25 protein-coding genes and 5 tRNA genes are annotated in these 25,788 nt (G+C 70.3%); 18 read left to right on the top strand and 12 right to left on the bottom strand.

Going from position 1 to position 25,788, the window contains the following annotated elements; genetic code table 11:
• Positions 1-50 precede the first annotated feature (50 nt).
• Positions 51-248, top strand: a complete 198-nt coding sequence (locus ABZ876_RS20785) for an acyl-CoA carboxylase subunit epsilon (RefSeq protein ID WP_361782933.1) — start codon at positions 51-53, stop codon at positions 246-248.
• A gap of 197 nt (positions 249-445) precedes the next feature.
• On the opposite strand, the gene ABZ876_RS20780 is transcribed toward ABZ876_RS20785, so the two are convergent.
• From ABZ876_RS20780 to ABZ876_RS20745, 8 genes are all read right to left on the bottom strand, one after another.
• Positions 446-1,027 (bottom strand): ATP/GTP-binding protein, encoded by a 582-nt coding sequence (locus ABZ876_RS20780; RefSeq protein ID WP_046729246.1) that lies wholly within the window; start codon positions 1,025-1,027, stop codon positions 446-448.
• The gene (locus ABZ876_RS20775) at positions 1,008-1,577 is read right to left on the bottom strand and encodes a DUF742 domain-containing protein (protein WP_361782930.1); all 570 of its coding nucleotides are present in this window, start codon (positions 1,575-1,577) and stop codon (positions 1,008-1,010) included. The genes ABZ876_RS20780 and ABZ876_RS20775 overlap by 20 nt, the downstream gene beginning before the upstream one ends.
• A gap of 97 nt (positions 1,578-1,674) precedes the next feature.
• A complete protein-coding gene (locus tag ABZ876_RS20770; protein ID WP_004983065.1) occupies positions 1,675-2,088 on the bottom strand; it encodes a roadblock/LC7 domain-containing protein in 414 nt (137 codons plus the stop codon).
• Positions 2,089-2,098: 10 nt separating this feature from the next.
• Positions 2,099-5,362: a nitrate- and nitrite sensing domain-containing protein gene (locus ABZ876_RS20765; protein ID WP_361782927.1), complete on the bottom strand. Its 3,264-nt coding sequence runs from the start codon at positions 5,360-5,362 to the stop codon at positions 2,099-2,101.
• A 367-nt stretch (positions 5,363-5,729) separates the two neighbouring features.
• Positions 5,730-6,305 (bottom strand): ATP/GTP-binding protein, encoded by a 576-nt coding sequence (locus ABZ876_RS20760; RefSeq protein WP_361782924.1) that lies wholly within the window; start codon positions 6,303-6,305, stop codon positions 5,730-5,732.
• Positions 6,286-6,684, bottom strand: coding sequence for a DUF742 domain-containing protein (locus ABZ876_RS20755; RefSeq protein WP_055493544.1), 399 nt, complete (start codon positions 6,682-6,684; stop codon positions 6,286-6,288). The genes ABZ876_RS20760 and ABZ876_RS20755 overlap by 20 nt, the downstream gene beginning before the upstream one ends.
• Before the next feature lie 111 nt (positions 6,685-6,795).
• Positions 6,796-7,209 carry a roadblock/LC7 domain-containing protein gene (locus ABZ876_RS20750; RefSeq protein ID WP_003973453.1) on the bottom strand — a complete coding sequence of 138 codons (414 nt, stop codon included), beginning with the start codon at positions 7,207-7,209 and terminating at the stop codon, positions 6,796-6,798.
• A 9-nt stretch (positions 7,210-7,218) separates the two neighbouring features.
• A complete protein-coding gene (locus ABZ876_RS20745) occupies positions 7,219-10,893 on the bottom strand; it encodes a nitrate- and nitrite sensing domain-containing protein (protein WP_361782920.1) in 3,675 nt (1,224 codons plus the stop codon).
• Between the two features lie 592 nt (positions 10,894-11,485).
• On the opposite strand from ABZ876_RS20745, the gene ABZ876_RS20740 reads away from it, so the two are divergent.
• The 10 genes from ABZ876_RS20740 (at position 11,486) to ABZ876_RS20695 (ending at position 16,538) form a co-directional block, all read left to right on the top strand.
• Positions 11,486-11,674, top strand: a complete 189-nt coding sequence (locus ABZ876_RS20740; protein ID WP_361782917.1) for a hypothetical protein — start codon at positions 11,486-11,488, stop codon at positions 11,672-11,674.
• A gap of 263 nt (positions 11,675-11,937) precedes the next feature.
• A complete protein-coding gene (locus tag ABZ876_RS20735; protein ID WP_361782914.1) occupies positions 11,938-12,714 on the top strand; it encodes a fumarylacetoacetate hydrolase family protein in 777 nt (258 codons plus the stop codon).
• Positions 12,707-14,182 (top strand): glutamate--tRNA ligase, encoded by a 1,476-nt coding sequence (gene gltX, locus ABZ876_RS20730; RefSeq protein WP_361782911.1) that lies wholly within the window; start codon positions 12,707-12,709, stop codon positions 14,180-14,182. Before ABZ876_RS20735 ends, gltX begins: the two co-directional genes overlap by 8 nt.
• Positions 14,183-14,401: 219 nt before the next feature.
• Positions 14,402-15,106, top strand: a complete 705-nt coding sequence (locus tag ABZ876_RS20725; protein ID WP_361782908.1) for a DUF4241 domain-containing protein — start codon at positions 14,402-14,404, stop codon at positions 15,104-15,106.
• 52 nt (positions 15,107-15,158) lie between these two features.
• Complete coding sequence (locus tag ABZ876_RS20720) at positions 15,159-15,914, top strand: HAD family hydrolase (RefSeq protein WP_361782905.1); 756 nt, start codon at positions 15,159-15,161, stop codon at positions 15,912-15,914.
• 90 nt (positions 15,915-16,004) lie between these two features.
• A tRNA-Gln gene (locus tag ABZ876_RS20715) sits at positions 16,005-16,076 on the top strand.
• Between the two features lie 39 nt (positions 16,077-16,115).
• Positions 16,116-16,188, top strand: a tRNA-Glu gene (locus ABZ876_RS20710).
• A gap of 85 nt (positions 16,189-16,273) precedes the next feature.
• Positions 16,274-16,346 (top strand) — tRNA-Glu (locus ABZ876_RS20705).
• Positions 16,347-16,365: 19 nt separating this feature from the next.
• Positions 16,366-16,437 (top strand) — tRNA-Gln (locus ABZ876_RS20700).
• A 28-nt stretch (positions 16,438-16,465) separates the two neighbouring features.
• A tRNA-Glu gene (locus ABZ876_RS20695) sits at positions 16,466-16,538 on the top strand.
• A 259-nt stretch (positions 16,539-16,797) separates the two neighbouring features.
• Here the strand turns inward: ABZ876_RS20695 and ndgR are convergent.
• Positions 16,798-17,514 carry an IclR family transcriptional regulator NdgR gene (gene ndgR, locus ABZ876_RS20690; protein ID WP_009320373.1) on the bottom strand — a complete coding sequence of 239 codons (717 nt, stop codon included), beginning with the start codon at positions 17,512-17,514 and terminating at the stop codon, positions 16,798-16,800.
• Between the two features lie 191 nt (positions 17,515-17,705).
• On the opposite strand from ndgR, the gene leuC reads away from it, so the two are divergent.
• The 4 genes from leuC to ABZ876_RS20670 all read left to right on the top strand — a co-directional run bounded on the left by leuC (position 17,706) and on the right by ABZ876_RS20670 (position 20,996).
• Positions 17,706-19,136 (top strand): 3-isopropylmalate dehydratase large subunit, encoded by a 1,431-nt coding sequence (leuC, locus tag ABZ876_RS20685; RefSeq protein WP_361782902.1) that lies wholly within the window; start codon positions 17,706-17,708, stop codon positions 19,134-19,136.
• A gap of 6 nt (positions 19,137-19,142) precedes the next feature.
• On the top strand, positions 19,143-19,736 hold the full coding sequence (leuD, locus tag ABZ876_RS20680) for a 3-isopropylmalate dehydratase small subunit (RefSeq protein ID WP_361782899.1): 594 nt from the start codon (positions 19,143-19,145) through the stop codon (positions 19,734-19,736).
• A gap of 268 nt (positions 19,737-20,004) precedes the next feature.
• Positions 20,005-20,235 (top strand): hypothetical protein, encoded by a 231-nt coding sequence (locus tag ABZ876_RS20675; RefSeq protein ID WP_361782896.1) that lies wholly within the window; start codon positions 20,005-20,007, stop codon positions 20,233-20,235.
• A gap of 125 nt (positions 20,236-20,360) precedes the next feature.
• Positions 20,361-20,996: an HU family DNA-binding protein gene (locus ABZ876_RS20670; RefSeq protein WP_361783237.1), complete on the top strand. Its 636-nt coding sequence runs from the start codon at positions 20,361-20,363 to the stop codon at positions 20,994-20,996.
• Between the two features lie 111 nt (positions 20,997-21,107).
• Here the strand turns inward: ABZ876_RS20670 and ABZ876_RS20665 are convergent, their stop codons facing one another.
• Both ABZ876_RS20665 and cofC read right to left on the bottom strand, forming a co-directional pair.
• Positions 21,108-21,311: a hypothetical protein gene (locus tag ABZ876_RS20665; RefSeq protein WP_361659037.1), complete on the bottom strand. Its 204-nt coding sequence runs from the start codon at positions 21,309-21,311 to the stop codon at positions 21,108-21,110.
• Positions 21,312-21,379: 68 nt separating this feature from the next.
• On the bottom strand, positions 21,380-22,027 hold the full coding sequence (gene cofC / locus ABZ876_RS20660) for a 2-phospho-L-lactate guanylyltransferase (RefSeq protein ID WP_361782893.1): 648 nt from the start codon (positions 22,025-22,027) through the stop codon (positions 21,380-21,382).
• 235 nt (positions 22,028-22,262) lie between these two features.
• Here cofC and ABZ876_RS20655 point away from each other — a divergent pair, with 235 nt between their 5' ends.
• From ABZ876_RS20655 to ABZ876_RS20645, 3 genes are read left to right on the top strand one after another with little or no spacing between them, the layout of a single operon-like run.
• The gene (locus ABZ876_RS20655) at positions 22,263-23,033 is read left to right on the top strand and encodes a lysophospholipid acyltransferase family protein (RefSeq protein ID WP_361782890.1); all 771 of its coding nucleotides are present in this window, start codon (positions 22,263-22,265) and stop codon (positions 23,031-23,033) included.
• Positions 23,030-24,040, top strand: coding sequence for an NAD(P)H-dependent glycerol-3-phosphate dehydrogenase (locus tag ABZ876_RS20650; RefSeq protein WP_361782887.1), 1,011 nt, complete (start codon positions 23,030-23,032; stop codon positions 24,038-24,040). Before ABZ876_RS20655 ends, ABZ876_RS20650 begins: the two co-directional genes overlap by 4 nt.
• A 58-nt stretch (positions 24,041-24,098) precedes the next feature.
• Entirely contained in the window at positions 24,099-25,256 is a 1,158-nt protein-coding gene (locus ABZ876_RS20645; RefSeq protein ID WP_361782885.1) for a D-alanine--D-alanine ligase family protein, read from the top strand.
• A 39-nt stretch (positions 25,257-25,295) separates the two neighbouring features.
• Here the strand turns inward: ABZ876_RS20645 and ABZ876_RS20640 are convergent, their stop codons facing one another.
• Positions 25,296-25,778 carry a DUF3515 domain-containing protein gene (locus tag ABZ876_RS20640; RefSeq protein WP_361782882.1) on the bottom strand — a complete coding sequence of 161 codons (483 nt, stop codon included), beginning with the start codon at positions 25,776-25,778 and terminating at the stop codon, positions 25,296-25,298.
• Positions 25,779-25,788: the final 10 nt, after the last annotated feature.

Raw genomic sequence — 25,788 nt, 5'->3', positions numbered from 1 at the left:
GATCCATCGCGGCAACCCCGCGGACCCCTCACTCACGGAGACTGACACCCATGAACACTGCCGACATCCGCGTCGAGAAGGGCCACGCCGAGCCCGAGGAAGTCGCCGCCATCACGGCCGTCCTCCTCGCCCGTGCCGCCGCCCAGCCGTCCACCACCTCGCCGGCCCACCGAGGCCGCGCCAAGGCCGGCTGGCGCCGCCTGGAGCGCGAGCCCGGCTTCCGCGCACCGCACAGCTGGCACGCGTAGGCTGCTCAACCGCTTGTCGAAGGGCCCCTCCGTCATGGAGGGGCCCTTCGTGCTGCACGGACATGTGCCGCCCGCACACCTGCCGCCCGGACAGACACGGAAAAGAAAAAACCCGCGCCCCTCAAGGGGCGCGGGGAACAGCGCGAGCGATCACACGCGAGCCGCGGACGGTACGCAGGACGTGTCCCGGCGGCGCGTTACCGCAGACGGGCCATCAGCGCGTGCTCGACCAGGGTGATCAGGGCACTCTTGGCGTCCGCGCGGTGGCGGGCGTCCGTCGTGATGATCGGGGTGTCCGGGCCGATCTGGAGTGCCTCGCGGACCTCTTCGGGGTTGTACGGCTGGTTGCCGTCGAAGCCGTTGAGGGCTATGACGAAGGGCAGGCCGGAGTTCTCGAAGTAGTCGACGGCCGGGAAGCAGTCGGCGAGGCGGCGGGTGTCGACCAGGACGATGGCGCCGATGGCGCCGCGGACCAGGTCGTCCCACATGAACCAGAAGCGGTCCTGGCCGGGGGTGCCGAAGAGGTACAGGATCAGGTCCTGGTCCAGGGTGATGCGGCCGAAGTCCATGGCCACCGTGGTGGTGGTCTTGTCCCCGGTGTGGGTGAGGTCGTCGATGCCCGCCGAAGCAGACGTCATGACGGCCTCCGTGCGCAGCGGGTTGATCTCCGAGACGGCGCCGACGAACGTGGTCTTGCCCACGCCGAAGCCGCCCGCCACCACGATCTTCGCGGAGGTGGTGGAGCGGGAAGGACCGCCGCTAGAGCTTGCGAAGTCCACTGAGCACCCTTTCGAGCAGTGTCACGTCTGGCTGGCCGCCGGCGTTCTCGGCGCCGCCCGGCTGATGGATGGCGACCAGACCCGCCTCCGCCAAGTCGGCGACGAGGATTCTGGCCACGCCGAGGGGAATCGTCAGGAGCGCCGAGATCTCGGCCACCGACTTGATCTCCCGGCAGAGGTTGCAGATCCGCTGATGCTCGGGCAGCTGGCCCTGCATCTGGTGCGGTTGCGCGGTGGTGTGCACCAGCGCCTCGATGGCGAGCTGGTAGCGCGGCCTGGTGCGCCCGCCCGTCATGGCGTACGGACGCACCAGTGGGTTGTTCGACGACCCCGCGGGCGCCGGCTCGGGCGCACGGCGCTGCGGTTGCACGGGCTGGATGCGCGGCGCCGGCGGCTGGTCGTACGGCGACGGGCCGGGACCCTGGGGCGCGTACGGCTGACGTCGCGGGCTCGGTGCGGAGGGGAAGTTGTACCGGTTCTGATCACCCTGGTCCTGGCCGGGGCCATAGGACCAATTGCCCGCGGGCGAACCGCCTGGGGGTGTTGCCACGTTCTCTCCTCCTCCGACTGTGCCGGGCACCCATCCCTGTGGAAGCCGCGTCCCGAAACCTTACGGTGCCGGGTCGCCAAGACACACGGTTGGTCTGTTAGTTGAGAAGGCTTCCCTGAAGCTCCGCACGAAGGTCCGGAGTCAGGACCGTACCGGCACGGTCCACCAGAAGCGCCATCTCGTACCCAATGAGGCCGATGTCCGCCTCCGGGTGTGCGAGAACCGCGAGCGAGGAACCATCGGAGATGGACATGATGAAGAGGAATCCTCGCTCCATCTCCACAACCGTCTGGTTCACACTGCCGCCCTCGAAGATGCGGGAGGCACCCGCGGTCAGCGAGGTCAGACCGGACGCGACGGCCGCCAGCTGGTCGGCTCGATCACGCGGGAAGCCTTCGGACATCGCCAGAAGGAGTCCGTCGGCGGAGACCACCACCGTGTGGGACACCCCCGGGGTGTTGTCCACGAAGTTGGTGATCAACCAGTTCAGGTTCTGTGCCGCCTGGCTCATCGGGCTCACACTAACGCTCCTGGTTGTAGGTGCTGTCAGGACCGAAGCCCTGGCCGTTCGTTTCACTGCCTGCGCTGCGTCCGCGTTGGACGCCTCGACGCAGGTTGCTCAGCCTGCCCCGGACGTCCTCCGGGGCACGGGAGACCTGTGGGCCTCCCTGCGGGGTGGTTTCCGCGGCGCCCTCCATCAGGTTCGCCTTGGGTACCCGGCGAGGCAGTCCGGAGGAGGTGACCCCGCCCGCTTTGGGCTTCCGGAGCTGCGCTGCCTGCTGCCACCGCTGGTCGTTCGCGGAGCGCCAGTCGTCGCCCGTGCCCGCGGCCGCCGGCGGATCCTGCGCCACGGGCCCCGGCCGGCCGACGCTGCCGTTCGCGGTGGAGCCGCGGCGGGGCAGTCCGGCGTCGGTCAGCTGGTGACCGGCGGAGGGGGTCGGTTCCGGACGGTCGAAGCCTACGCGGTCCCGCTCACTCACGTCAGCGGCCTGCGTGGATTCCGTTTCCGGAGCGTAATCGGCGCGGTAGCCGTTCTGGTAGTCGTCCCGCTTGGGCCAGTCGTCCTGGTAGGGCGACTCGCTGAAGGCCGAGAACGTCTCCGAGGCGGTGGCCTGGCCCGCCGAGTGGTTCTCCTGAACCGGCTCCGCATAGCCGGGCTCGGGGTAGCCGCCGCCGGACGAGAAGCCATCGCTCTGCGGCAGGCCGCCGTTCGGCGAGAAGTACTGCTCCTCGTACGCAGGCTGCTGGGGCTCCTCGTACGCCGTCTGCTGGTCGTACGAGGACTGCTGGTCTCCGTACGCGTGCCGACCGTCGTCGTACGCCTGCTGCCCGTCGTCGTACGCCTGCTGCCCGTTGTCGTACGCCTGCTGCCCGTTGTCGTAGGCGGCCGGCGTCCCCGGGCCCTCCCGGTACGCCTCGGGCGCCTCGTACTGCTCCTGCGGCCTGCCGGGGCCGTGGGCCTGGGCCTCCAGAGCCGCACGGCGCTCCTCGCGCATCAGCGAGCGGCCGACGGGGTCCAGCCCGCGGATGTCGTCCGGGACCTCGGTGTAGCGGCTGTCGTCGAAGCCCAGCTCCGCGGCCGTCAGCATCGGCTGTGGCGACCCGAAGTCCTCACCATGGAACTGCTGCTCGGGGATGATCTGCGGCACCGTGAACTCGTCGCGCTGCAGCGCCTGCTCGCCGCCACCGCCGTGGGTGATGGCGTCGGGCAGCATGACCAGCGAGGTGGTGCCGGCCTGCTCGCCGGAGGGACGCAGCTGCACCCGGATGCCGTGGCGGTCGGACAGCCGGCCGACCACGAACAGACCCATGCGCTGCGAGATCGCGGCGTCCACGGTCGGCGGGTTGGCCAGCTTGTGGTTGATGTCCGCGAAGTCCTCGGCGGTCAGGCCGATGCCCTTGTCGTGGATCTCGACCATGATCCGGCCGTCGGGCAGGCGGGTGGCGGTGACCCGAACCTTGGTCTGCGGCGAGGAGAACGTCGTGGCGTTCTCCAGCAGCTCGGCGAGCAGGTGCACGAGGTCGGTCACGGCGCGGCCGTGGATCTCGGCCTCCGGGACGCCGGACAGCTCGATGCGCTCGTACTGCTCCACCTCGGAGGAGGCGGCGCGGAGCACGTCGACCAGCGGGACGGGCTGGTCCCAGCGGCGGCCGGGCTCCTCGCCGGCGAGGACCAGGAGGTTCTCGCCGTTGCGGCGCATACGGGTCGCCAGGTGGTCCAGGCGGAAGAGGTTCTCCAGCTGGTCCGGGTCGGCCTCGTTGTTCTCCAGGTCGGTGATCAGGGTCAGCTGGCCCTCGATCAGCGACTGGTTGCGGCGCGAGAGGTTCGTGAAGATCGCGTTGATGTTGCCCCGCAGCAGAGCCTGCTCGGCGGCGAGCCGGACGGCCTCGCGGTGGACCTGGTCGAAGGCGCGGGCGACCTCGCCGATCTCGTCCTTGCTGGTGATCGGGATCGGGGCGACCCGGGTGTCGACCCGGCCGGGGTCGGTGCGGGAGAGCTGGTCGACCAGCATCGGAAGGCGCTGCTCGGCGATGCCGAAGGCGGCGTTGCGCAGCTGGCGCATCGAGCGGCTCATCTGGCGGGCGACCATGCCGGCCAGGATGAACGCGGCGAGCAGGGCCACGACCACGATGCCACCGGTGACCAGGGCGTCCCGCTTGGCGTTGTCGGCAATGCCCTGGGCGTCGGCCACCGCCTTGTTCACGAGCTCGGTCTCGACCGTGTTGTAGCCCTGGTACTTCGCCGTGGAGGCGCCCATCCAGGTCTTGACGGTCACGCCCTTGGCGGCGAGCTGCTGGGGGGTGAAGAGGCCGGAGGCGATGCCCTGGACCATGCGGTCGGCGGCGGGCATGGCGGAGTAGGCGCCGCCCTGTGTGGAGGAGCTCTGGCCGGCGTCGACCGCGGCGCCCTTGTCACCGACGGCCCTACGCTGGCCGGCCATGACCGCGTCGAGACGGTCGACGTCGGCCTGGGTGGCGCCGGAGACGAACTCGTTGACCGCGATGCCCTCGAGGTAGCGGTAGGAGACCAGGGAGACCCGCTGCTGCTGGGCCACGGTCTGCTTGGCGCTCGGGCGCAGCAGCAGGTGCGTGCCGATGGAGCGCTGGAGTGAGGCGGCGGCCTTGGCAAGGGAGATGGCGTAGACGGTACGGCCGTAGCTGGTGACGTTGCCCGTGCCGAGGCTGAGCTCGTTGGCGAACTCCATCAGACCGTGCTGGACGGCGACGTAGCCCTCCTCGGTCTTCACCGGGTCCATCGCCTCGGTGTACGCGGCCTTGCGCAGGCCGTCGAGTTTGGTCTCGTTGGAGCGGAACAGGCTCAGGCGGCGCTCCAGGGACGCCGTATGCGGCATGTTCTGCGCGGCCTTGTCGAAATTCGCCTTGGCCGCGTCCGTGGCGGCCCGGAGTTTCTTGACGTCGGCGGTCTCGCCCTGGCCGGTCAGCAGGTCGGGGGCGCCCAGGTCGCGCTCGTCGAGGAGGGCCTGGCCGTACTGTTCGGCCGCGCGCACCATCAGTGCCACGTTCTCGGCGTCCTCGGCGTTCTGCCAGGTGTCGATCGAGCTCTTCACCTGGAAGCCGCCCATGACGAGGCCGACCAGCACGGGTATGAGCAGGATCGCGTTCAGCCTTGTCGGCACGCGCCAGTTGCGCGGGGAGAAGCGGCTGCCGCCGGGCGGGACAGCCGTCGGCTCCGGGCCGGGCACTTGTGCGGGCGCCGCTCCGCGCGGCGGCGGGGTGAAGTTGCCCCGTGCCGACGGCTCGGGGCTGCTCTTGCTTCGCCTCACTCGACCAACAACCTCTCGGCGACGGCACCTACGTCGTGCCGCGGTGTCTCCGGAGCCCTGTCTCCGACCTGTACGTCCTTGACTATTGGGCAGTTCAGGCATTCCAGCACGTCAACCTGCGCGATTCCAAACACTCGGAAGTGAGGATTCGACCCGCTGTAAGCTGCAGATAAAACGGTCATAAAGAGCGAGCCCCGCCAAAAGGCGGGGCCTTTGTGAGCGCAGTGACACCGACCGACCGCGACGCGTGGCGATACCACCGAATTTCTCTGTCGAAACGTTATGAACAGCGGAGCCGACCGTGTCAAACGCCACAGCCGGCTCCCGCATATGTACGGCAACTGCCGTATGTCACCGACGACTTGATCTACCGCAGACGTGCCATGAGGGCATGTTCGACCAGGGTGATCAGGGCACTCTTGGCGTCCGCGCGGTGGCGGGCGTCCGTCGTGATGATCGGGGTGTCCGGGCCGATCTGGAGTGCCTCGCGCACCTCGTCGGGCGCGTAGGGCTGGTGCCCTTCGAAGCCGTTGAGGGCGACGACGAAGGGCAGGCCCGAGTTCTCGAAGTAGTCGACGGCCGGGAAGCAGTCGGCGAGGCGGCGGGTGTCGACCAGGACGATGGCGCCGATGGCGCCGCGGACCAGGTCGTCCCACATGAACCAGAAGCGGTCCTGGCCCGGCGTACCGAAGAGGTACAGGATCAGGTCCTGGTCCAGGGTGATGCGGCCGAAGTCCATGGCCACCGTGGTGGTGGTCTTGTCCCCGGTGTGGGTGAGGTCGTCGATGCCCGCCGAAGCAGACGTCATGACGGCCTCCGTGCGCAGCGGGTTGATCTCGGAGACGGCACCGACGAACGTGGTCTTGCCCACGCCGAAGCCGCCCGCCACGACGATCTTCGCGGAGGTGGTTGCCCGCCCTCCGTCAGAGCTTGCGAAGTCCACTGAGCACCCTTTCGAGCAGTGTCACGTCCGGCGCGCCGCCGTTGTTCTCGTCGCCACCAGGCTGGTGGATCGCGACGAGACCGGCCTCCGCGAGGTCCGCGACGAGAATCCGTGCCACACCGAGCGGCATGGCGAGGAGTGCCGACACCTCGGCCACCGACTTCACCTCGCGGCACAGGTGGCAGATCCGCTGGTGCTCCGGCAGCAGTCCCATCAGCTGGGCCGGGTCGGCCGTCGTGCTGATCAGCGCCTCGATGGCGAGCTGATAGCGCGGCCGGGTCCGGCCGCCGGTCATCGCGTACGGACGTACCAGCGGCTGGTCGCCCTCGTCCCCGTACGGCTCGGCGTACGGATCATGATGGGCGGTGGGCGGGGTCATGAATCCTCCGGACGGGACAGCAAGTCGGTCAGTCGTGCCGTCTGACGGGGCCGGTGGGGGGATTGTGGCGGCCGGACGGTGATTTGGTGAGGCGGGTGGTACCGGGACCTATCAGTGGAGCAGACTGCCCTGGAGCTCGGCGCGCAGGTCGGGCGTGAGGACCGCGCCCGCGCGGTCCACCAGGAGCGCCATCTCGTAGCCGACGAGGCCGATGTCGCACTCCGGGTGGGCGAGTACGGCGAGCGACGAGCCGTCGGAGACGGACATCAGGAAGAGAAATCCGCGTTCCATCTCGACGACCGTCTGCGCCACGTTCCCGCCCTCGAAGATGCGGGAGGCACCCGCGGTCAGCGAGGTCAGACCGGACGCGACGGCCGCCAGCTGGTCGGCGCGATCGCGGGGGAAGCCTTCGGACATCGCCAGAAGGAGTCCGTCGGCGGACACGACGACGGTGTGGGACACCCCGGGGGTGTTGTCCACGAAGTTGGTGATCAACCAGTTGAGGTTCTGTGCCGCCTGGCTCATCGGGCTCAACTAACGCTCCTGCTGGTGAGTGGGGCTGGGGAAGCTGCCGGTCTGGCCGGTACCGGCCTGACGACCCTGAGCGATGCCCCGTCGAAGGTTGGTCAGCCGGCCGCGTACGTCATCGGGCGCACGCGAGACCTGCGGACCGGTTTGGTGCTGTTGCTGCTGGGCCGTACCCGGCACGAGGTTCGCGCGCGGGACCCGGCGCGGCAGGCCGGAGGTGGTGATGCCACCCGCGGCCGGCTGCCGCACGCGCTCGGCCTGTCGGACGAGCTCGTCGTTGGGCGAGGTGCGCCAGGCCGAGGTGGCGGCCGGACGCTGAGGTGCCGCGGGGGCCTGCTGCTGCGGGGCAGCCTGCGGCGCGGAACCGTTGCTCTGCTGCTGCCCCTGTCCGCCGCGGAACCAGTTGGTCTCGAGCGTGTCGTACAGCGGCGTACGCCCGTCGCCGGGGCCCGACGCCGGCGGTAGCGCTTCGGGCTCCTGACGGCGCGGAGGCTGCTGCTGCGGGCGCTGCTGGGCCGGCGGCAGGGAAGCGCCGTAGCCGTCGCCCGCCGTCTGCGGCCGCTCGAACTGGCCGGTGGTGGAGGGGTCCTGGCGGTTTCCGTACCCCGGTGCGGGGAACTGGCCGGTGCCGGAGGCGTCATAGCCCTGGGCGGGGAACTGGCCGGCGGCCGCCGGGTCCTGGGCGCGGCCGGGACCCGGGAACTGTCCGGTGTCCTGCGTGCGGCCCGGCGCCGGGAACTGGCCCGTGCCCTGACCGTGGCCCGCGGACGGGAACTGGCCCGTCGCACCACCCTGGTTCGCGCTGCCGTAGACGTCCGGGCGGACGAACTGGCCGCCGCCCTGCTGTGCACCCGTCCCGGGGTGCGGCGTGTTGCCGTCCGGTCGCGGGAACTCGGAGACGGCACCGGGTCCCTGGCGGTCGTCGATGCGCGGCATGGGGGAGGTCGCGGACAGGGCGTCCGGCTCCTCGTGGCCACGAGGGGCGTCCAGCGAGGCGCGCGGCACCGACGGCTGCGCGTTCTCGTCGCTCCAGCTCGGAGTGCGCTGCTGGCTGCCACCGGGCAGCTCGGCCCGTGCACCGCCACGCCCGGGCAGCTGCGGACGGCGCCGCGCACCGCGTTCCTTGGGCTGCTTCTGCTGGGGCTCTTGCTTCTGCTGCGCCTGCTGCGAAGCACCATCGCCGAAGCCGGCCGCGCGCATCCCGGAGCCGCCGTCGCCGAAGCCTCCCTGGCGGGAGCCGGAGTCCTGGAACGACTGGGGGTTCTGGGGTGCCTGCCGACCGCTTTGCCCGAAGGCGCCGGCGCCCGAGGGGGCGGGCCGGCCCTGCGGTCCGCCGGGGGCGGTGCCGGGAAGCGCTGCACGGGCGCCCTGTCCGGGGCCCACCTGCCCGCGCTGCGGGGCGGCGCCCAGTCCGGAGCCGCCGGACGATGCGGTGCCGAAGGACGAACCGCTCTGCTGAGCCTGGCGACGGGCCGCGGCCGCGCCGGCGGCGGCCTGCGCCGCGGCCGGACCGCCCGTGGAGGGCGTGCCCGGAGCGGGCTTCTTGCCGCCCTGGGCGACGTCGACCGGGAGCATGACCAGCGCCGTCGTACCGCCGGAGTCGGACGGTCGCAGCTGGATACGGATGCCGTGGCGCTGCGACAGACGACCGACCACGAACAGACCCATGCGCCGGGAGACCGACACGTCCACGGTGGGCGGCGAGGCGAGCCGCTCGTTGATCTGGGCGAGGTCCTCGGGCGACAGACCGATACCCGTGTCGTGGATCTCGATCAGGACGCGGCCGTCGGGCAGCGCGTGACCGGTGACCTTGACCTTGGTCTGCGGCGAGGAGAAGGAGGTGGCGTTCTCGAGCAGCTCGGCGAGGAGGTGCACGAGGTCGTTGACCACGCGGCCGGCCACTTCGGTGGTCGGCACGGCGGCCAGCTCGATGCGCTCGTACTGCTCCACCTCGGACGCGGCGGCGCGGAGCACGTCGACCAGCGGGACCGGGCGGGTCCAGCGACGGCCGGGCTCCTCACCGGCGAGGACGAGGAGGTTCTCACCGTTACGGCGCATACGCGTCGCGAGGTGGTCGAGCTTGAACAGCGAGGACAGCTGGTCCGGGTCGGCCTCGCGGGACTCCAGTTCGGAGATCAGCGACAGCTGGCGCTGGATCAGACCCTGGGAGCGGCGCGAGAGGTTGGTGAACATCGCGTTGACGTTGCCCCGCAGAAGGGCCTGCTCGGCGGCGAGGCGGACCGCCTCGCGGTGCACGTCGTCGAAGGCCGCGGCCACCTGGCCGATCTCGTCCCGAGAGTGCACACCGACCGACTGCACGGACGTGTCGACGTCCTGCGGGTCGGACTCGGACAGCTGCTTGACCAGCTCGGGCAGACGGTCCTGGGCGACCTTGGTCGCGGTCTCCTGGAGCCGGCGCAGCGAGCGGATCATGGAGCGGGCCACGACGAAGGCACCGACGAGCGACACACCGAGGACGAGCAGGATCAGCGCACCGGAGATGATCGCCTCGCGCTGCGAGGCGCTCTTCAGCTCGCGGGCCTTCTGCTCCATCTGCTCGAGGAGCGTGCCCTCGATCTTCTTCATCTGCTCGATCTTGGTCGAGTCGGCGTCGACCCAGTCCTTGTACGAGCGCTTGTCCTGGTTGCGCATGCCGGACGCGCTCTTCAGGACGCGGCTGGCGTACTGGTCGGCGGCCTCGATCGTCGGGCTGCCCTGGTCGATCGGCTTCGTCAGGTCCTCGGCGCCGTCGCCGTAGATGCTGCGGAAGCTGTCCAGCTCGGAGTCCTGGCTCTCCAGGGCCGACAGGGCGTACTGGCGGTCGTTCTCGGAGAGCTTGCCGAAGCTGTCGATGTTCGCGGGCAGGGCGGCCGCGACCACCGCGCGCTGCATGGAGGCGTACTCCTTGGCGGTGGAGAAGGCCGCCAGGGCGCGGGTGCGCTGGATCATCTCCGGGTTGCTGGTGGCCTCCGCCATGTCCTGGGAGAGGCTGAGCAGCTGGCTGATCAGACGGTGGTAGGCCTCGACCGTCTGTGTGGAGTTCTGCGCGTCCTTGTAGGCGCCGGCCCGGATGGCGCTGAGGTTGTTCAGCTCGCTCGCGATACCGACGACGCTGTCGCGGACACCGGAGAGCTGGCCGTTGTCGGAGGCGTCACCGATCTCCTGGGTGCCCTCCAGGAAGGAGGAGCGGGCGAGGTTGGTCTTGTCGCGTGCGCCCTTGACCGTGTAGTCGGTGGCCGGGGCGCCGTGTGCGAGCGGACCGGCGGACTGGTCGCGCTCCTCCTGGAGCGCGGCGGCCAGCTGGGTCGCCTGCTTGGTCATGTCCGTCAGCAGCTTCATGTTGTCCAGCTGCTGGATCTGGTCCATGTTGTCGCTGATACGCAGGGCACCGAGCGAGGTGGCGGCGACCACGGGGAGCGCGAGCAGCGACACCAGACGCGTCGAGATGCGCCAGTTGCGCAGCGCCACGCGGGGGCCGGGGTCGGCCGGCGGAGTGTTCTTGGGCGGTGCCGGGGGAGTCGGTGCCGCCGGGTTCCCGGGCGCGCCGGGGCGCCCGGCACCGGTACCGGACGGAGCCGGTCCCTGGTTCTGGGCGTGCTGGGGCGAGGAACCGCGGTCGGTCCCGCCGTGCGGCTCCGGCTCGGCCGAAGCGCTGCCATCCCTCTTGAAACGTCCCTGCACTAGCGTCGCAACCTCTGGACCAGGCGCCCCTCCGCGTGAGCGGCGAGGCGGTGTCGGCGTTGTGAGGGGCGCCCTGAATACGCCCCTCGGGTGGTCGTGAGTGACCGGCGCTGGCTCCCCCTCCCCGCCGCAGCTCGGCGCTGCGTTGCGCCCCTTGCGCGCCGATGCGATCCCGCGGCGGTCCGTGGAATTCCAGCACAGTGCCGGATCTCCAACAAGGCCAACGGGTCAGGCTGTGACCACCGTGACACCTTGTGAGGGACACATCACATGCCGTAGAAATAGATCTCATACATAACGGGCGTATGCGGACGAGTTATTAAGGGGCGCCAGGTGTCCCAGTCGCCATGATCAGGAGCGGAATGCAGGCTTCAATGAAGCAATGTCCGTTTTGCCGCGACGCATAGGCAGTCTGAATTGGGTCTTTTGTCTACGGGACAGTGAGCAAACTCACACGGGGATCACGGCCTCTTCACGGCTTCACGCGGGAATTGCATGTTTAGCCTGACGCTTTACAGGGATGGCGAATCCGACAACCCGCGCCCCGGCGGCGATCCGCCCGGCGCCCGTCACGACAAGGTCAACGACAACAGTGAAGACCACGATGATGTTCCGCACGATAGCCAACCCGCAGCGCACGACGCTGGCGCACCTCGCCGACGCCGACGAGCTGGGCACCCCGGCGACTCCGGAACACTCCGTCGACCTTCCCACCCAGACCGCCAATCCCAAGCGCACCGTTCTCATGGAGGTCCCGGTCCAGGCCTCCGCCGCGAAGTAATACGCGCGCCGGGCGCCGACCGCTCAAAGCCACGTGTACGGGTGGCGCGGGTCCGGCGCCGGCATCGCCCGAGCCGACGACCGGCGTCCCCGGGAATCCGGCGATCAAGGCTGCCGGAAGCCGGCGATCAGGAGTGCCCCGGAAGCCCGCGCCGCCAGGCGGTGCAGGCCGAGCCCGTCGTCGTGCGCAGGGTCGCCGCCCCCGGCCGCGTTAGCCTGGAGCGTCAGACTCCAGCCAGCTCAGTTAAGGGGCGCAAGCATCCCGTGCGCATCGCCAGGTTCTCCATCGACGGGAACGTCGCCTTCGGCGCGGTCGAGGGCGACAAGCCGGACGAGCTCGTCCTCGACATCATCAAGGGCATCCCGTTCGCGGACTTCGAGCTCTCCGGCACGAAGGTGCCGCTGAGCAAGGTCAGGCTGCTGCCGCCCGTGCTCCCCAACAAGGTCGTGGCCTTCGGCCGCAACTACGCGGAGCACGCCAAGGAGCTGGGCAACGAGGTGCCCGAGGCCCCGTTCGCCTTCTTCAAGCCGTCCACCTCGGTGATCGGCTCCGGCGACGGGATCGCTTACCCCTCCTTCTCCCAGGAACTGCACCACGAGGCGGAGCTGGCCGTGGTGATCGGCCGCCTGTGCCGTGAGGTGCCGCGCGAGCGCGTCAAGGACGTGATCCTCGGCTACACCTGCGCGAACGACGTCACGGCGCGCGACGTCCAGCGGCGCGAGAAGCAGTGGGCCCGGGCCAAGGGCTTCGACACCTCCTGCCCCCTCGGGCCCTGGGTGGAGACCGACCTCGACCCGGGCGATCTCACCATCCAGCTCACGGTCAACGGCGCACAGCGCCAGCTCGGCCGTACGAGCGAGATGATCCACTCGGTCGAGGATCTGATCGTCAACATCACCGAGGCCATGACGCTGCTCCCCGGCGACGTGATCCTCACGGGCACCCCCGCGGGGGTCGGCCCCCTCAACGTCGGCGACGAGGTCGCCGTCACCATCGAAGGCATCGGCACTCTCACCAACAAGGTGATCAAGCGTGGCTAACGCGAACGTCCGCGTCCGTTTCTGTCCGTCCCCGACCGGCAACCCGCACGTGGGCCTGGTCCGCACCGCCCTGTTCAACTGGGCCTACGCCCACCACACCGGCGGCACGTTCGTCTTCCGCATCGAGGACACGGACCCCGCCCGTGACTCGGAGGAGTCCTACGTCCAGCTCCTGGACTCGCTGCGCTGGCTGGGCTTCGACTGGGACGAGGGCCCGGAGGTCGGCGGCCCCCACGCGCCGTACCGGCAGTCCCAGCGGATGGACCTCTACAAGGACGTCGCCCAAAAGCTCCTGGACGGCGGGTACGCCTACCGCTGCTACTGCACCACCGAGGAGCTGGACACCCGCCGTGACGCGGCCCGCGCCGCCGGGAGGCCGTCCGGGTACGACGGGCACTGCCGTGAGTTGACCGCCGAGCAGGTGGCGACGTACGAGTCCGAGGGCCGTACCCCGATCGTCCGCTTCCGCATGCCCGACGAGACGATCACCTTCACGGACCTGGTCCGCGGCGAGCTGACCTTCACGCCGGAGAACGTGCCGGACTACGGGATCGTACGAGCCAACGGCGCGCCCCTGTACACGCTCGTGAACCCGGTGGACGACGCCCTGATGGAGATCACCCACGTCCTGCGCGGCGAGGACCTGCTCTCCTCCACCCCCCGGCAGGTCGCCCTCTACAAGGCGCTGATCGAGCTGGGCGTCGCGAAGTTCGTGCCCGCCTTCGGCCACCTGCCGTATGTGATGGGCGAGGGCAACAAGAAGCTGTCCAAGCGTGACCCTGAGTCGTCGCTGAACCTCTACCGCGAGCGCGGCTTCCTGCCCGAGGGCCTGCTCAACTACCTCTCGCTGCTGGGCTGGTCGCTCGCGGCGGACCGGGACATCTTCTCGATCGACGAGATGGTCGCCGCCTTCGACATCGCGGACGTGAACCCGAACCCCGCCCGCTTCGATCTCAAGAAGGCCGAGGCGGTCAACGCGGACCACATCCGGCTGCTGGACGTGAAGGACTTCGCCGAGCGCTGCCGGCCGTGGCTGAGGGCCCCGTTCGCCCCCTGGGCGCCCGAGGACTTCGACGAGGCGCAGTGGCAGGCGATCGCCCCGCACGCACAGACCCGCGTCAAGGTCCTGTCCGAGGTCACGGAGAACGTCGACTTCCTGTTCCTGCCGGAGCCGGTCTTCGACGAGGCGTCCTGGACGAAGGCGATGAAGGAGGGCTCGGACGCGATGCTGCGCACGGCCCGCGAGAAGCTGGAGACGGCCGACTGGACGTCCCCGGAGTCCCTGAAGGAGGCCGTCCTGGCCGCGGGCGAGGCGCACGGCCTCAAGCTCGGCAAGGCCCAGGCCCCGGTCCGCGTCGCCGTCACCGGCCGCACGGTCGGCCTGCCGCTCTTCGAGTCCCTCGAGGTCCTCGGCAAGGAGAAGACGCTGGCCCGCATCGACGCGGCACTGGCGAAGCTGGCGGCATAGCCGCTCCCGGACACCCGCCCGCGCGACAGGGCGGCGGCCATGGCGGCCGCCGCCCTGTCGTGTTCCGTCCACAGCGCCCTTCGTGCACCCCGAAGAGCCGCATGTGTCAGTCCCGAGGACTACCGTTCGGCCATCGCACCGCACGGTCACCGCAGGGCCGAAGTCGCCCGTGCCGCCCCGCGGATCGCCCGTGCCCGGCCCCGAAGGAAAGGCGCCCTCATGCCGATGCCCGCCCGTGACTACGCGTGGCTCTTCACTTCCGGCAGCACGTTCCGGTACGAGTCGGGAACGGTGGGCACGCTCGACGTGACCTCCGGCGGCGAGCTGTGGCTGCCCACCGGCCGGGTCGTGGCCTGTGACCCGTTCGTCTACGTCGGCCAGGGGGACGTCGAGCCCTTCACCGTCTCCGTCGCGCCCGGCCGCTACCGCGTCGACGCGGCCGTGGCGACGCTCACCCAGCCCGACGAGCCGCCGTCCGACAACCCTCATCTGCGGGTGGCCGCCGCACGCCTCGTCATCCGCGACGAGCCCACCGCCCGGTGGGAGCCCGCCCTGCTGCCGGGCCAGGACGCCGGCGCGCTCGGCGAGGACGAGTTCTACGGCTACGGCGTCGACGCGGGCACCGGCTGCTTCTACGACGCCGAGGCCGACGCCTCCTTCCAGAGCTGGGGGGAGGGCGATGAGGGGCCGCTGTGGGACGCCTTCGAGAACAGCGACTGGGCCCCCGGCCCCCATCTGGTCAGCGCGCCGGAGACCGGTCACACCCTGGCCGCCTTCTCCTCCGGCTGGGGCGACGGCTGCTACCCCACCTGGATCGGCCGTACGGCGGCCGGCGAGGTCACCTGTTTCGTCACCGACTTCTTCGTCGCCCCCGACCCGTCCGACGCCGAGGAGCCGAGCGGTACTGCCGCCGCCACCGGCTGAGCGGCTACGGTCGTCGGGGCCCGCTCAGGGCCCCGAGCCGGAGGTGAACCACGTGCCGATCAAGGCCGTCGTCTGGGACGTCGACGACACCCTTTTCGACTACACGAGCGCCGACCGCGCCGGGATGCGCGCGCACCTTGCCGCCGAGGGGCTGCTCGGCGGGTACGTGAGCGTGGATGAGGCCCTCGCGCGGTGGCGGCGGATCACCGACCGGCAGTGGGCCCGGTACGCGGCCGGGAAGACCTCTTTCGAGGAGCAGCGCCGGGACCGCGTACGGGTCTTCCTCGGACAGACGCTGACCGACGACGAGGCCGACGCCTGGTTCCGGCGCTATCTGGACCACTACGAGGCCGCCTGGGCCCTCTTTCCGGACGTCCTGCCCGTCCTGGACGCCCTCGCCGCCAGCCACCGGCACGCGGTGCTGTCCAACTCGAGCCTTCACGTCCAGGAGTACAAGCTCCGCTCCCTCGGGGTCCGCGACCGCTTCGAGGCCGTGCTGTGCGCCGCCGAACTGGGCGTCTCCAAGCCGGACGCCCGGGCCTTCCGCGCGGCCTGCGACGCCCTCGGGCTCGCCCCGCAGCACGTCGCGTACGTCGGTGACCACCCGGAGATCGACGGCCGGGGAGCCGCCGACGCCGGGCTGCTGTCCGTGTTGATCGACCGCTTGGGTGTGCGTGTCGTCACGGACGGGCACCCCGCCGGACGGCCCGAAGGGCCCGCCGGCCTGCACCGGATCGCCTCCCTCGACAAACTCCCCGCGGTACTCCGTGCGGATACCCGTTTTGGAGCGCCGTCCACCTTCGGGTAATGTTCTTCCTGCGCCGCCGGGGAGCGGGCCGAAAGGCCGGAACCGGAGGCGCAAGCTAGAACAAAACCCCCTCAGGGGCTTGCGTTCCAGTGGCCTATGGTGTAATTGGCAGCACGACTGATTCTGGTTCAGTTAGTCTTGGTTCGAGTCCAGGTAGGCCAGCTCGCAGAGCTCATCTGCACTCGCGGATCCCATCCGCAAGCCCCCGTTGTGTAGCGGCCTAGCACGCTGCCCTCTCAAGGCAGTAGCGCCGGTTCGAATCCGGTCGGGGGTACAGATCCATCTCGCGAGGACAGCCGGGTCGCTACCGTTGTCGTCGTGTGGACAACATCCGGCTCCGCCGGGTGGGGATCGCTAGGGCCCCCGTTGTGTAGCGGCCTAGCACGCCGCCCTCTCAAGGCGGTAGCGCCGGTTCGAATCCGGTCGGGGGTACGACTGGTCTAAACCACATTGGTCTATGGTGTAATTGGCAGCACGACTGATTCTGGTTCAGTTAGTCTTGGTTCGAGTCCAGGTAGACCAGCTCGGATCTGCGGAAACGTAAGATCCTCGCCCCCGTTGTGTAGCGGCCTAGCACGCCGCCCTCTCAAGGCGGTAGCGCCGGTTCGAATCCGGTCGGGGGTACACGGCTCGCAGGGCCTCCACTTCGGTGGAGGCCCTGCGGCGTTTTCCGGGCCGGCCAACTGCGCGGATGGCGCGAGGACTTCGGTGTCCCCGGTGCATGCGGCTGTAGGGGCACATGTGGTCTGTGTGGTCGATGTTTCTTCTGTGGTGCGCGCCCGGATCCCGTGCGCCCCACTCGCCTTCACCGGAAAGGGCCTGCCGCGGCGTTGAGGCCGGCCCTCCGCGTGCTCTGCGACGGTCAGTACGTGCTCTGCGGCGGTCAGCCGGAGCGGCGCAGCGCCTCGGAGAGGCGGGCGGCCGCGTCGATGACCGCCTGCGCGTGCATCCGGCCCGGGTGGCGCGTCAGGCGCTCGATGGGTCCGGAGACGGACACGGCGGCCACCACACGGTTGGAGGGGCCGCGCACGGGCGCGGAGACGGACGCCACGCCCGGCTCGCGCTCACCGATGGACTGGGCCCAGCCCCGTCGCCGTACGCCCGACAGGGCCGTCGCCGTGAAGCGGGCGCCCTGAAGGCCGCGGTGCAGCCGCTCGGGCTCCTCCCAGGCCATCAGGATCTGCGCCGAGGAGCCGGCCTTCATCGTGAGGGTGGAGCCCACCGGAACCGTGTCGCGCAGGCCGGACAGGCGCTCCGCGGCGGCGACGCAGATGCGCATGTCGCCCTGGCGGCGATAGAGCTGCGCGCTCTCGCCCGTGACATCGCGCAGGTGGGTCAGCACCGGACCCGCCGTCGCCAGCAGGCGGTCCTCGCCCGCCGCCGCGGCCAGCTCGGCCAGCCGCGGGCCGAGAATGAAACGGCCCTGCATATCGCGCGCCACCATACGGTGGTGTTCCAGTGCCACGGCCAGGCGGTGGGCCGTGGGTCGTGCCAGTCCGGTGGCGCCGACCAGACCCGCGAGGGTGGCCGGACCGGACTCCAGAGCGCTCAAGACGAGGGCCGCCTTGTCCAGAACGCCGACGCCGCTACTGTTGTCCATGCAACGATACTCACGTCTCACTCTGTGAAACGCAAGTTCAATTTTCCGTGGAACGCGCCACCCTGGAAGTCACGACGGCCCGTGGACCTACGGGCCCGGCGGCACACGCCCGGAAACGCGGGGGGCGGGCGCTGCCACCCCCAGGATCTCTAGTTGGGTCGGCGCACGCGTGCCCGGCCGGAGGGAAAGCGATGGGTAGGACACTGGCGGAGAAGGTCTGGGACGACCACGTCGTCCGGCGCGCCGAGGGCGAGCCCGACCTCCTCTACATCGATCTGCACCTGCTGCACGAGGTGACCAGCCCGCAGGCCTTCGACGGGCTGCGCAAGAGCGGCCGCCAGGTGCGCCGGCTCGACCTCACCATCGCCACCGAGGATCACAACACCCCGACCCTCGACATCGACAAGCCCATCGCGGACCCCGTCTCCCGCGCCCAGCTGGAGACCCTGCGCAAGAACTGCGCCGAGTTCGGTGTGCGCCTGCACCCGCTCGGCGACGTCGAGCAGGGTGTCGTGCACGTCGTCGGCCCGCAGCTGGGCCTGACCCAGCCGGGCACCACGGTCGTCTGCGGCGACTCCCACACCTCCACGCACGGCGCCTTCGGCGCGCTGGCGTTCGGCATCGGCACCTCCCAGGTCGAGCACGTGCTCGCCACCCAGACGCTGCCGATGGCCCGCCCGAAGACCATGGCCATCACGGTCGACGGCGAGCTGCCCGAAGGCGTCACCGCCAAGGACCTCATCCTGGCGATCATCGCGAAGATCGGCACCGGCGGCGGCCAGGGCTACATCCTGGAGTACCGCGGCTCGGCCATCGAGAAGCTCTCGATGGAGGCCCGCATGACCATCTGCAACATGTCCATCGAGGCCGGTGCCCGCGCGGGCATGATCGCCCCCGACGAGACCACCTTCGCCTACCTCGAGGGCCGCCCGCACGCCCCCGAGGGCGCCGACTGGGACGCCGCGGTCGAGTACTGGAAAACCCTGCGGACCGACGACGACGCGGAATTCGACGCCGAGGTCCGTATCGACGCCGCCGAGCTGTCCCCGTTCGTCACCTGGGGCACCAACCCGGGCCAGGGCGCTCCGCTTTCGGCCTCCGTCCCCGACCCGGCTTCGTACGAGGACGCTTCGGAGCGCTTCGCCGCCGAAAAGGCCCTGGAGTACATGGGGTTGGAGGCAGGACAGCCGCTGCGGTCCATCGACGTGGACACCGTCTTCGTAGGCTCCTGCACCAACGGCCGCATCGAGGACCTGCGCGCCGCGGCCGAGATCCTCCGGAGTCGCAAAGTCGCCGACGGGGTACGGATGCTGGTCGTCCCGGGTTCCGCGCGGGTGGGCCTCCAGGCCGTCTCCGAGGGCCTGGACGTGGTCTTCAAGGAGGCCGGCGCCGAATGGCGGCACGCGGGCTGCTCGATGTGCCTCGGCATGAACCCGGACCAGCTGGCCCCGGGCGAGCGCTCCGCGTCCACCTCCAACCGCAACTTCGAGGGCAGGCAGGGCAAGGGCGGCCGTACGCACCTGGTCTCGCCGCAGGTTGCCGCCGCGACGGCGGTCCTGGGCCATCTGGCGTCCCCCGCCGATCTGTCCGACGCCGACACTCGCACGCCCGCTGGAGTCTGAGAAGTCATGGAAGCATTCACCACGCACACCGGCCGGGCCGTCCCGCTGCGCCGCAGCAACGTCGACACCGACCAGATCATCCCCGCTCACTGGCTCAAGAAGGTGACCCGGGACGGGTTCGAGGACGGGCTGTTCGAGGCCTGGCGCAAGGACCCCGAGTTCGTGCTCAACCGCCCGGAGCGGCAGGGCGCGACCGTCCTGGTCGCGGGCCCCGACTTCGGCACCGGCTCCTCCCGTGAGCACGCCGTCTGGGCGCTTCAGAACTACGGCTTCAAGGCGGTCATCTCCTCGCGCTTCGCCGACATCTTCCGGGGTAACTCGCTCAAGAACGGCCTGCTCACGGTCGTGCTGGAGCAGAAAACCGTGGACGCGCTGTGGGAGCTCACGGAGAAGAACCCGCAGGCCGAGATCACGGTCGATCTGGAGGCCCGCGAGGTGCGCGCCGAGGGCATCACCGCCGCCTTCGAGCTGGACGAGAACTCCCGCTGGCGGCTGCTGAACGGCCTCGACGACATCTCCATCACCCTCCAGAACGAGGCCGACATCGCCGCGTACGAGGCGGGACGCCCCGCCTACAAGCCGCGGACGCTCCAGGTCTGACACCCGGGCCACCCGCAAGGGCTGGTTTCGGCCACCGCAACACCTGTCTGTACCCCCAATCGTGGACGGTTGGGGGTACAGCCGTTTCCGCCCCCGGGCGGGCCCGGCGCGCCGCCTCGGAGGGGGACAACTCCGCTGGTTACAAAGGTCATTGCCGGGGTACCTGCGGCTCGGAGGTTCCGGGTGCCCGGGTCCCCGGAGAGCGGCGGAGAGGCGGTAGTTGCCCCCAGCGGGGGCGACAACTCGCCCCAGATGGCACAATCTGTGCATGGACAACGACGGCCAACTCGAGCTCTATACGGCGGTCGCGGCCCAACTCAAGGAAGCGCACTCCAGGGTGCGCGCACTGCAAGTCCCGGAGGGCGTACGGATGGCGCTGACCCGGAAGCTGCTGGTCATTACGGCCGCGGCCAAGCACGATCCCGCCGAAGCCGCCAGGCGTCTCGCACGGTTCGTGACCGGCCTCGATGAGGGGCGAATCCCCGAAGAGGAACTCTGAGACGGCCGAGTCGGTTGCGGCACAAGGGTGATTAGCCCGTTTCGTGTTTGATTTGCGGTATATATCTGCCTAACGTGCGAAAAAGCTTGAACACTTTCGTTCTGGCGATGTCCGAAGGGGAAGACGTGAACAAGGCGCAGCTCGTAGAAGCGATTGCCGACAAGATGGGCGGTCGCCAGCAGGCCGCCGATGCTGTCGACGCGGTCCTGGACGCCATCGTCCGCGCGGTCGTCGGAGGCGACCGGGTCTCGGTCACCGGCTTCGGTTCGTTCGAGAAGGTGGAGCGTCCTGCCCGGTACGCCCGGAACCCCCAGACGGGCGAGCGGGTTCGGGTCAAGAAGACCTCCGTGCCGCGCTTCCGCGCGGGCCAGGGCTTCAAGGACCTGGTCAGCGGCACGAAGAAGCTGCCGCGCGGGGGTGAGGTCTCCGTCAAGAAGGCGCCCAAGGGCAGCCTCACCGGCGGTGCCGCGGCCACGGTCAAGAAGGCCGCGGCCAAGAAGACCGCCGCCAAGAAGGCGGCCCCGGCGAAGAAGGCCGCCGCCAAGAAGGCGGCGCCCGCGAAGAAGACCACGGCGGCGGCGAAGAAGACCACCGCGAAGAAGACGACCGCCAAGAAGACCACCGCGGCCGCGAAGAAGACGACTGCCAAGAAGACCACCGCGAAGAAGGCGGCGGCCAAGAAGGCCCCGGCGAAGAAGGCCCCGGCCAAGAAGTCCACGGCACGCAAGACCACTGCCAAGAAGAGCACCGCCCGCCGGTAACGGGGCGCACGGGTACTCACGCGCCGGGCCGGGCTCCCAGGGGGAGCCCGGCCCGCGGTGCGTTCGGGGGTGTGCGCGGAAAATGCCGGGCGACGGTCCGGAGCGGCCTGCTCAGAAGGTGTGCAGGGTCACCAGCGTGATACGCCGGGCCTCGCCCTCGCCCTCCGTCTCGATCCGCACCCGCTGCCCCGGGCGCAGCAGCCTGAGCCCGCCCGCGTCGAACGCGGGCGCGTCGAAGGGGACGGGGGTGCCGTCGTCGAGCAGCACCTGGCCGGTGCGGGTCTCGGGGTCGTAGGTGTACGCGGTCGCCTGCATGACGGCAGCCTATCGGCCGTTCCACGCCCCCTGTTCCCGGCCGACGCCCGCCCGAGCCGGGCCCCGCGTCAGCCCGCCGGCTGCCCCGGGATCAGCAGCCGGGCCGCCACGGCCGCCGTACGCGGGCCCACACCCAGGGCCAGGGCCGCGCGCAGGTCCTCGCCGGTGTCCACGTCCTGGCGCACGGAGTCCACCGCGTCAAGGGCGATTTCCGCCGCACCCGAGACGCGGTGCCGCGCCCTGGAATCCGTACCGAATGCGGGCAGCAATTCCCGCCCGGGAGCCGCGGCGAGCAGCGTCGTACCGATTCCCGCGGCATCGGGCAGAAAAGCGCGGGGGAATTCGGCGGCCGCATCCAGGACCCGGGCCAATTCCACCGCGCGCAGCGCCGGGAGGTCGGCGTTCAGCGCCGCCACGGCGGCGCGGGGCCGGGCCGCCCGCACGACCCTCGCCGCGTGCGCGAGCGCGGCGTTCAGACCGTCCGCCGGCTCGTCCGCGACGACCCGGGCACCCAGGGCCGCCAGCTCGCGCCCGGCCAGTGGGTCGCCCGTGACGACCGCCACATCACGCACCGCGGCGCAGGAGAGCGCGGCGGAGACCGTGTCCTGGGCGAAGGCGAGGGCGAGCCCGGGGCGCAGACCGTCGGCCGCGGTGTCCGAGAGCCTGCTCTTCGCCCGCGCAAGGGCTTTCAGGGGTACGACCACAGTCCACTGCACGAGCGCTCCGTCCCTGTCTTGGCGCGTCCATTGTCACCCGGATCCTCCCGGGGATCCGAGGGTTCTCCCGGCGCTCGGGGCGTGGAAAAGGTGTGCGAGCCCCATGCAACGGCCGTCGCCGGAGACGGGCGGGCGTACCGTGTTCTCGACAGACGGGCGGCTCGGGGCGACACTTATGCGGCCCCCCAGCCCCAGCCCCGGCCTGATCGCCGGGTCCCTAGAGGAAGGTGTCCGCGTGCCCCGCCGCAGAATCGGCTTCTGGTACCGCTTTGCAGCGGTCCTCTGCAAACCGCCGCTGGTGGTTCTGCTCAAGCGGGACTGGCACGGAATGGAGAACATTCCGGCCGAAGGCGGATTTATCACCGCGGTGAACCACAATTCACATGTGGACCCGTTCGCCTACGCTCACTACCAGTACAACACCGGGCGCGTTCCTCGTTTCCTGGCCAAGAGCGGCCTTTTCAAGAAGGGATTCGTCGGCGCCGCGATGCGCGGGACCGGGCAGATCCCCGTCTACCGCGAGACCACGGACGCCCTCAGCGCCTTCCGGGCCGCGATCGACGCGGTGGAGCGCGGCGAGTGCGTCGCCTTCTACCCGGAGGGCACCCTCACCCGGGACCCGGGTGGCTGGCCGATGACCGGCAAGACCGGTGCCGCCCGCGTCGCGCTGGAGACCAAGTGCCCGGTGATCCCCGTCGCCCAGTGGGGAGCCAACGAGCTGCTGCCGCCCTACGCCAGGAAGCCGAACCTCTTTCCGCGCAAGACCCACCATGTGCTCGCGGGCCCGCCCGTGGACCTCTCGCGCTTCTACGACAAGGAGATGTCCCCCGAGCTTCTGAAGGAGGCGACGGAGGTCATCATGGCGGCCATCACCCGCCAGCTGGAGGAGATCCGCGGCGAGAAGGCGCCCGAGAAGCCGTACGACCCGCGCGAGGTGCGCATCCAGCAGCGCCGCCGCAGTGCCGCCCAGGAGAAGGAACGCCAGAAGGAGGGGCAGGGCAAGTGAGCAAGCCGGTCAAGGCGGCCGTGTTCGGAACGGGATCGTGGGGGACGGCCTTCGGCATGGTGCTCGCCGACGCCGGGTGCGAGGTCACCCTGTGGGCGCGCCGCACCGAACTCGTCGAGGCGGTCAACTCCACCCGTACGAACCCGGACTACCTGCCGGGCGTCGAACTGCCCGAGAACCTGAGGGCCACCGCGGACCCGGCCGAGGCCGCGCGCGGGGCCGACTTCGCGATACTTGCGATCCCCTCGCAGACCCTGCGCGGGAACCTCGCCGAGTGGACGCCGCTGCTCGCGCCCCACACGATCCTCGTCTCCCTGATGAAGGGCGTCGAACTCGGCTCGGCCATGCGGATGAGCGAGGTCGTCGAGGACGTCGCCAAGGTCGGACCGGAACGCGTCGCCGTCGTCACCGGACCCAACCTGGCCCGCGAGATCGCCGCCCGGATGCCGGCCGCCGCCGTGGTGGCCTGCACCGACGAGGCCGTCGCCCAGCGCCTCCAGACCGTCTGCCACACCCCGTACTTCCGGCCGTACACCAACACCGACGTCGTCGGCTGCGAACTCGGCGGGGCGGTCAAGAACGTCATCGGTCTCGCGGTCGGCATCGCGGACGGCATGGGCCTCGGCGACAACGCCAAGGGCTCGCTCATCACGCGCGGGCTCGCCGAGACCACCCGGCTCGGCCTCGCCATGGGTGCCGACCCGCTGACCTTCTCCGGGCTCGCGGGCCTCGGCGACCTGGTGGCCACCTGCTCCTCGCCGCTGTCGCGCAACCACACCTTCGGCACCAACCTGGGCAAGGGCATGACGCTGGAGGAGACCATCGCGGTCACCCGGCAGACCGCCGAGGGCGTCAAGTCCTGTCAGTCCGTGCTGGATCTGGCCCGCAGGCACGGCGTCGACATGCCCATCACGGAAACGGTCGTCGGCATCGTGCACGAGGGCAAGCCCCCGGTCGTCGCCCTCAAGGAGCTGATGTCGCGCAGCGCGAAGCCGGAACGACGCTGAGCGACCCAGCCGGCGGACGCTGTCTCAGGGCCCTACCACCGGGTACTCTCATCGCGATATGAGCACCGAGAACCTCCCCCAGAGTCCTGGGCAGCCCCCTCGCAAGCCGCGCGTCGCCGTCGTTTGCGGCGGCCGCAGCTCCGAACACGGCATCTCCGTGGTCACGGCCGGTGCCGTGCTGCGCGCCATCGACCGGACGAAGTACGACGTCCTGCCGATCGGTATCACCCGGGACGGCCGTTGGGCGCTCACCGCCGACGAGCCCGAGCGGATGGCGATCACCGACCGCCGTACGCCCAGCGTCGAGGAGCTCGCCGAGTCGCACGAAGGCGGCGTCGTCCTGCCCGTCGACCCCACGAACCGCGAAGTCGTCTACAGCGAGCCCGGTTCGGTGCCCAAGGCACTGGGCGAGGTCGACGTGGTCTTCCCGGTGCTGCACGGCCCCTACGGGGAGGACGGCACCCTCCAGGGCCTGCTGGAGCTGTCCGGTGTGCCGTATGTGGGCTCCGGAGTCCTCGCCTCCGCCGTCGGCCAGGACAAGGAGTACATGAAGCGCGTGTTCACCTCGTTCGGGCTCGAGGTCGGCCCCTACGTGGTGATCCGCCCGCGCGAGTGGGAGCGCCACGAGTCCGCCGCCCGCAAGAAGATCGTCGACTTCGCCGGCGAGCACGGCTGGCCGCTGTTCGTGAAGCCCGCGCGCGCGGGTTCGTCGATCGGCATCACCAAGGTCGACGACCTCTCGGGTCTCGACGAGGCGATCGCCGAGGCCCGGCGGCACGACCCCAAGATCCTCGTGGAGGCCGCGGTCCGCGGACGCGAGATCGAATGCGGTGTGCTGGAGTTCGAGGACGGCCCGCGCGCCTCGGTGCCGGCCGAGATCCCGCCGCCGGACGCGCACGCCTACTACGACTTCGAGGCCAAGTACATCGACTCCACCCCCGGCATCGTGCCCGCGCCGCTGACGGACGAGCAGACCGCCGAGGTCCAGCGGCTCGCCGTGCAGGCGTTCGAGGCCGCCTCTTGCGAGGGGCTGGTCCGCGCGGACTTCTTCCTCGCCGAGGACGGGAAGTTCGTGATCAACGAGATCAACACGATGCCCGGTTTCACGCCGATCTCCATGTACCCGCAGATGTGGCAGGCGAGCGGCATCGGCTACGCAGAGCTGGTGGACCGCCTGATCCAGGCGGCGCTGAACCGTTCGACGGGCCTGCGGTAGCACCGTTCGGCGAGCCCGCGGCAGCAGCGGGACGATCTCTCAGTCGGCGATCCCCTTGGGGATCGCCTTCTTGACGGCGGGCGCCAGAGCGACGAGCGGTGCCACCCCGCCCTCCGTGTGTGTCTTGGGCAGGCTCACCTCGACGTATGCCCGGCGCAGCGTGGTGGTGAAGCGGAAGGAGCCGTCGTCCCGCTTCTCCAGGAGCCAGCCCACACCGTCGACCTCCATGCCGTCGGCCTCGGCGTCGTCCATCTCCGCGGGCCTCACCACGCCACAGCGCAGTATGATCGCCGGGCTTCCCCAGCCCGCCGTCAGTGCGGACCGGGGCTCGGGATCGTTCCGCTCGAGGCCGTCCACCTTCCGCGGCAGCACCTTGTCCAGGTTCCGGCACAGCTGCGTGACCTTCGGGTCCGGGCTGGGAACCGCCGCCGAGGGGCTGCCGTCGCTTGAGGAACAGCCCGCCGCGGCGATCAACAGGGCGAGAGCGGGCAGTCCGAGGAGCCGGTGACGGAAGAAGTCCACCGGCCAAGGG

The organism is Streptomyces sp. NPDC046931, assembly GCF_040644655.1.
In the GTDB taxonomy this organism is placed as follows: domain Bacteria; phylum Actinomycetota; class Actinomycetes; order Streptomycetales; family Streptomycetaceae; genus Streptomyces.
The sequence above is the reverse complement of the archived record's forward strand: the minus strand, read 5'-3'. Positions and strand labels throughout refer to the sequence as shown.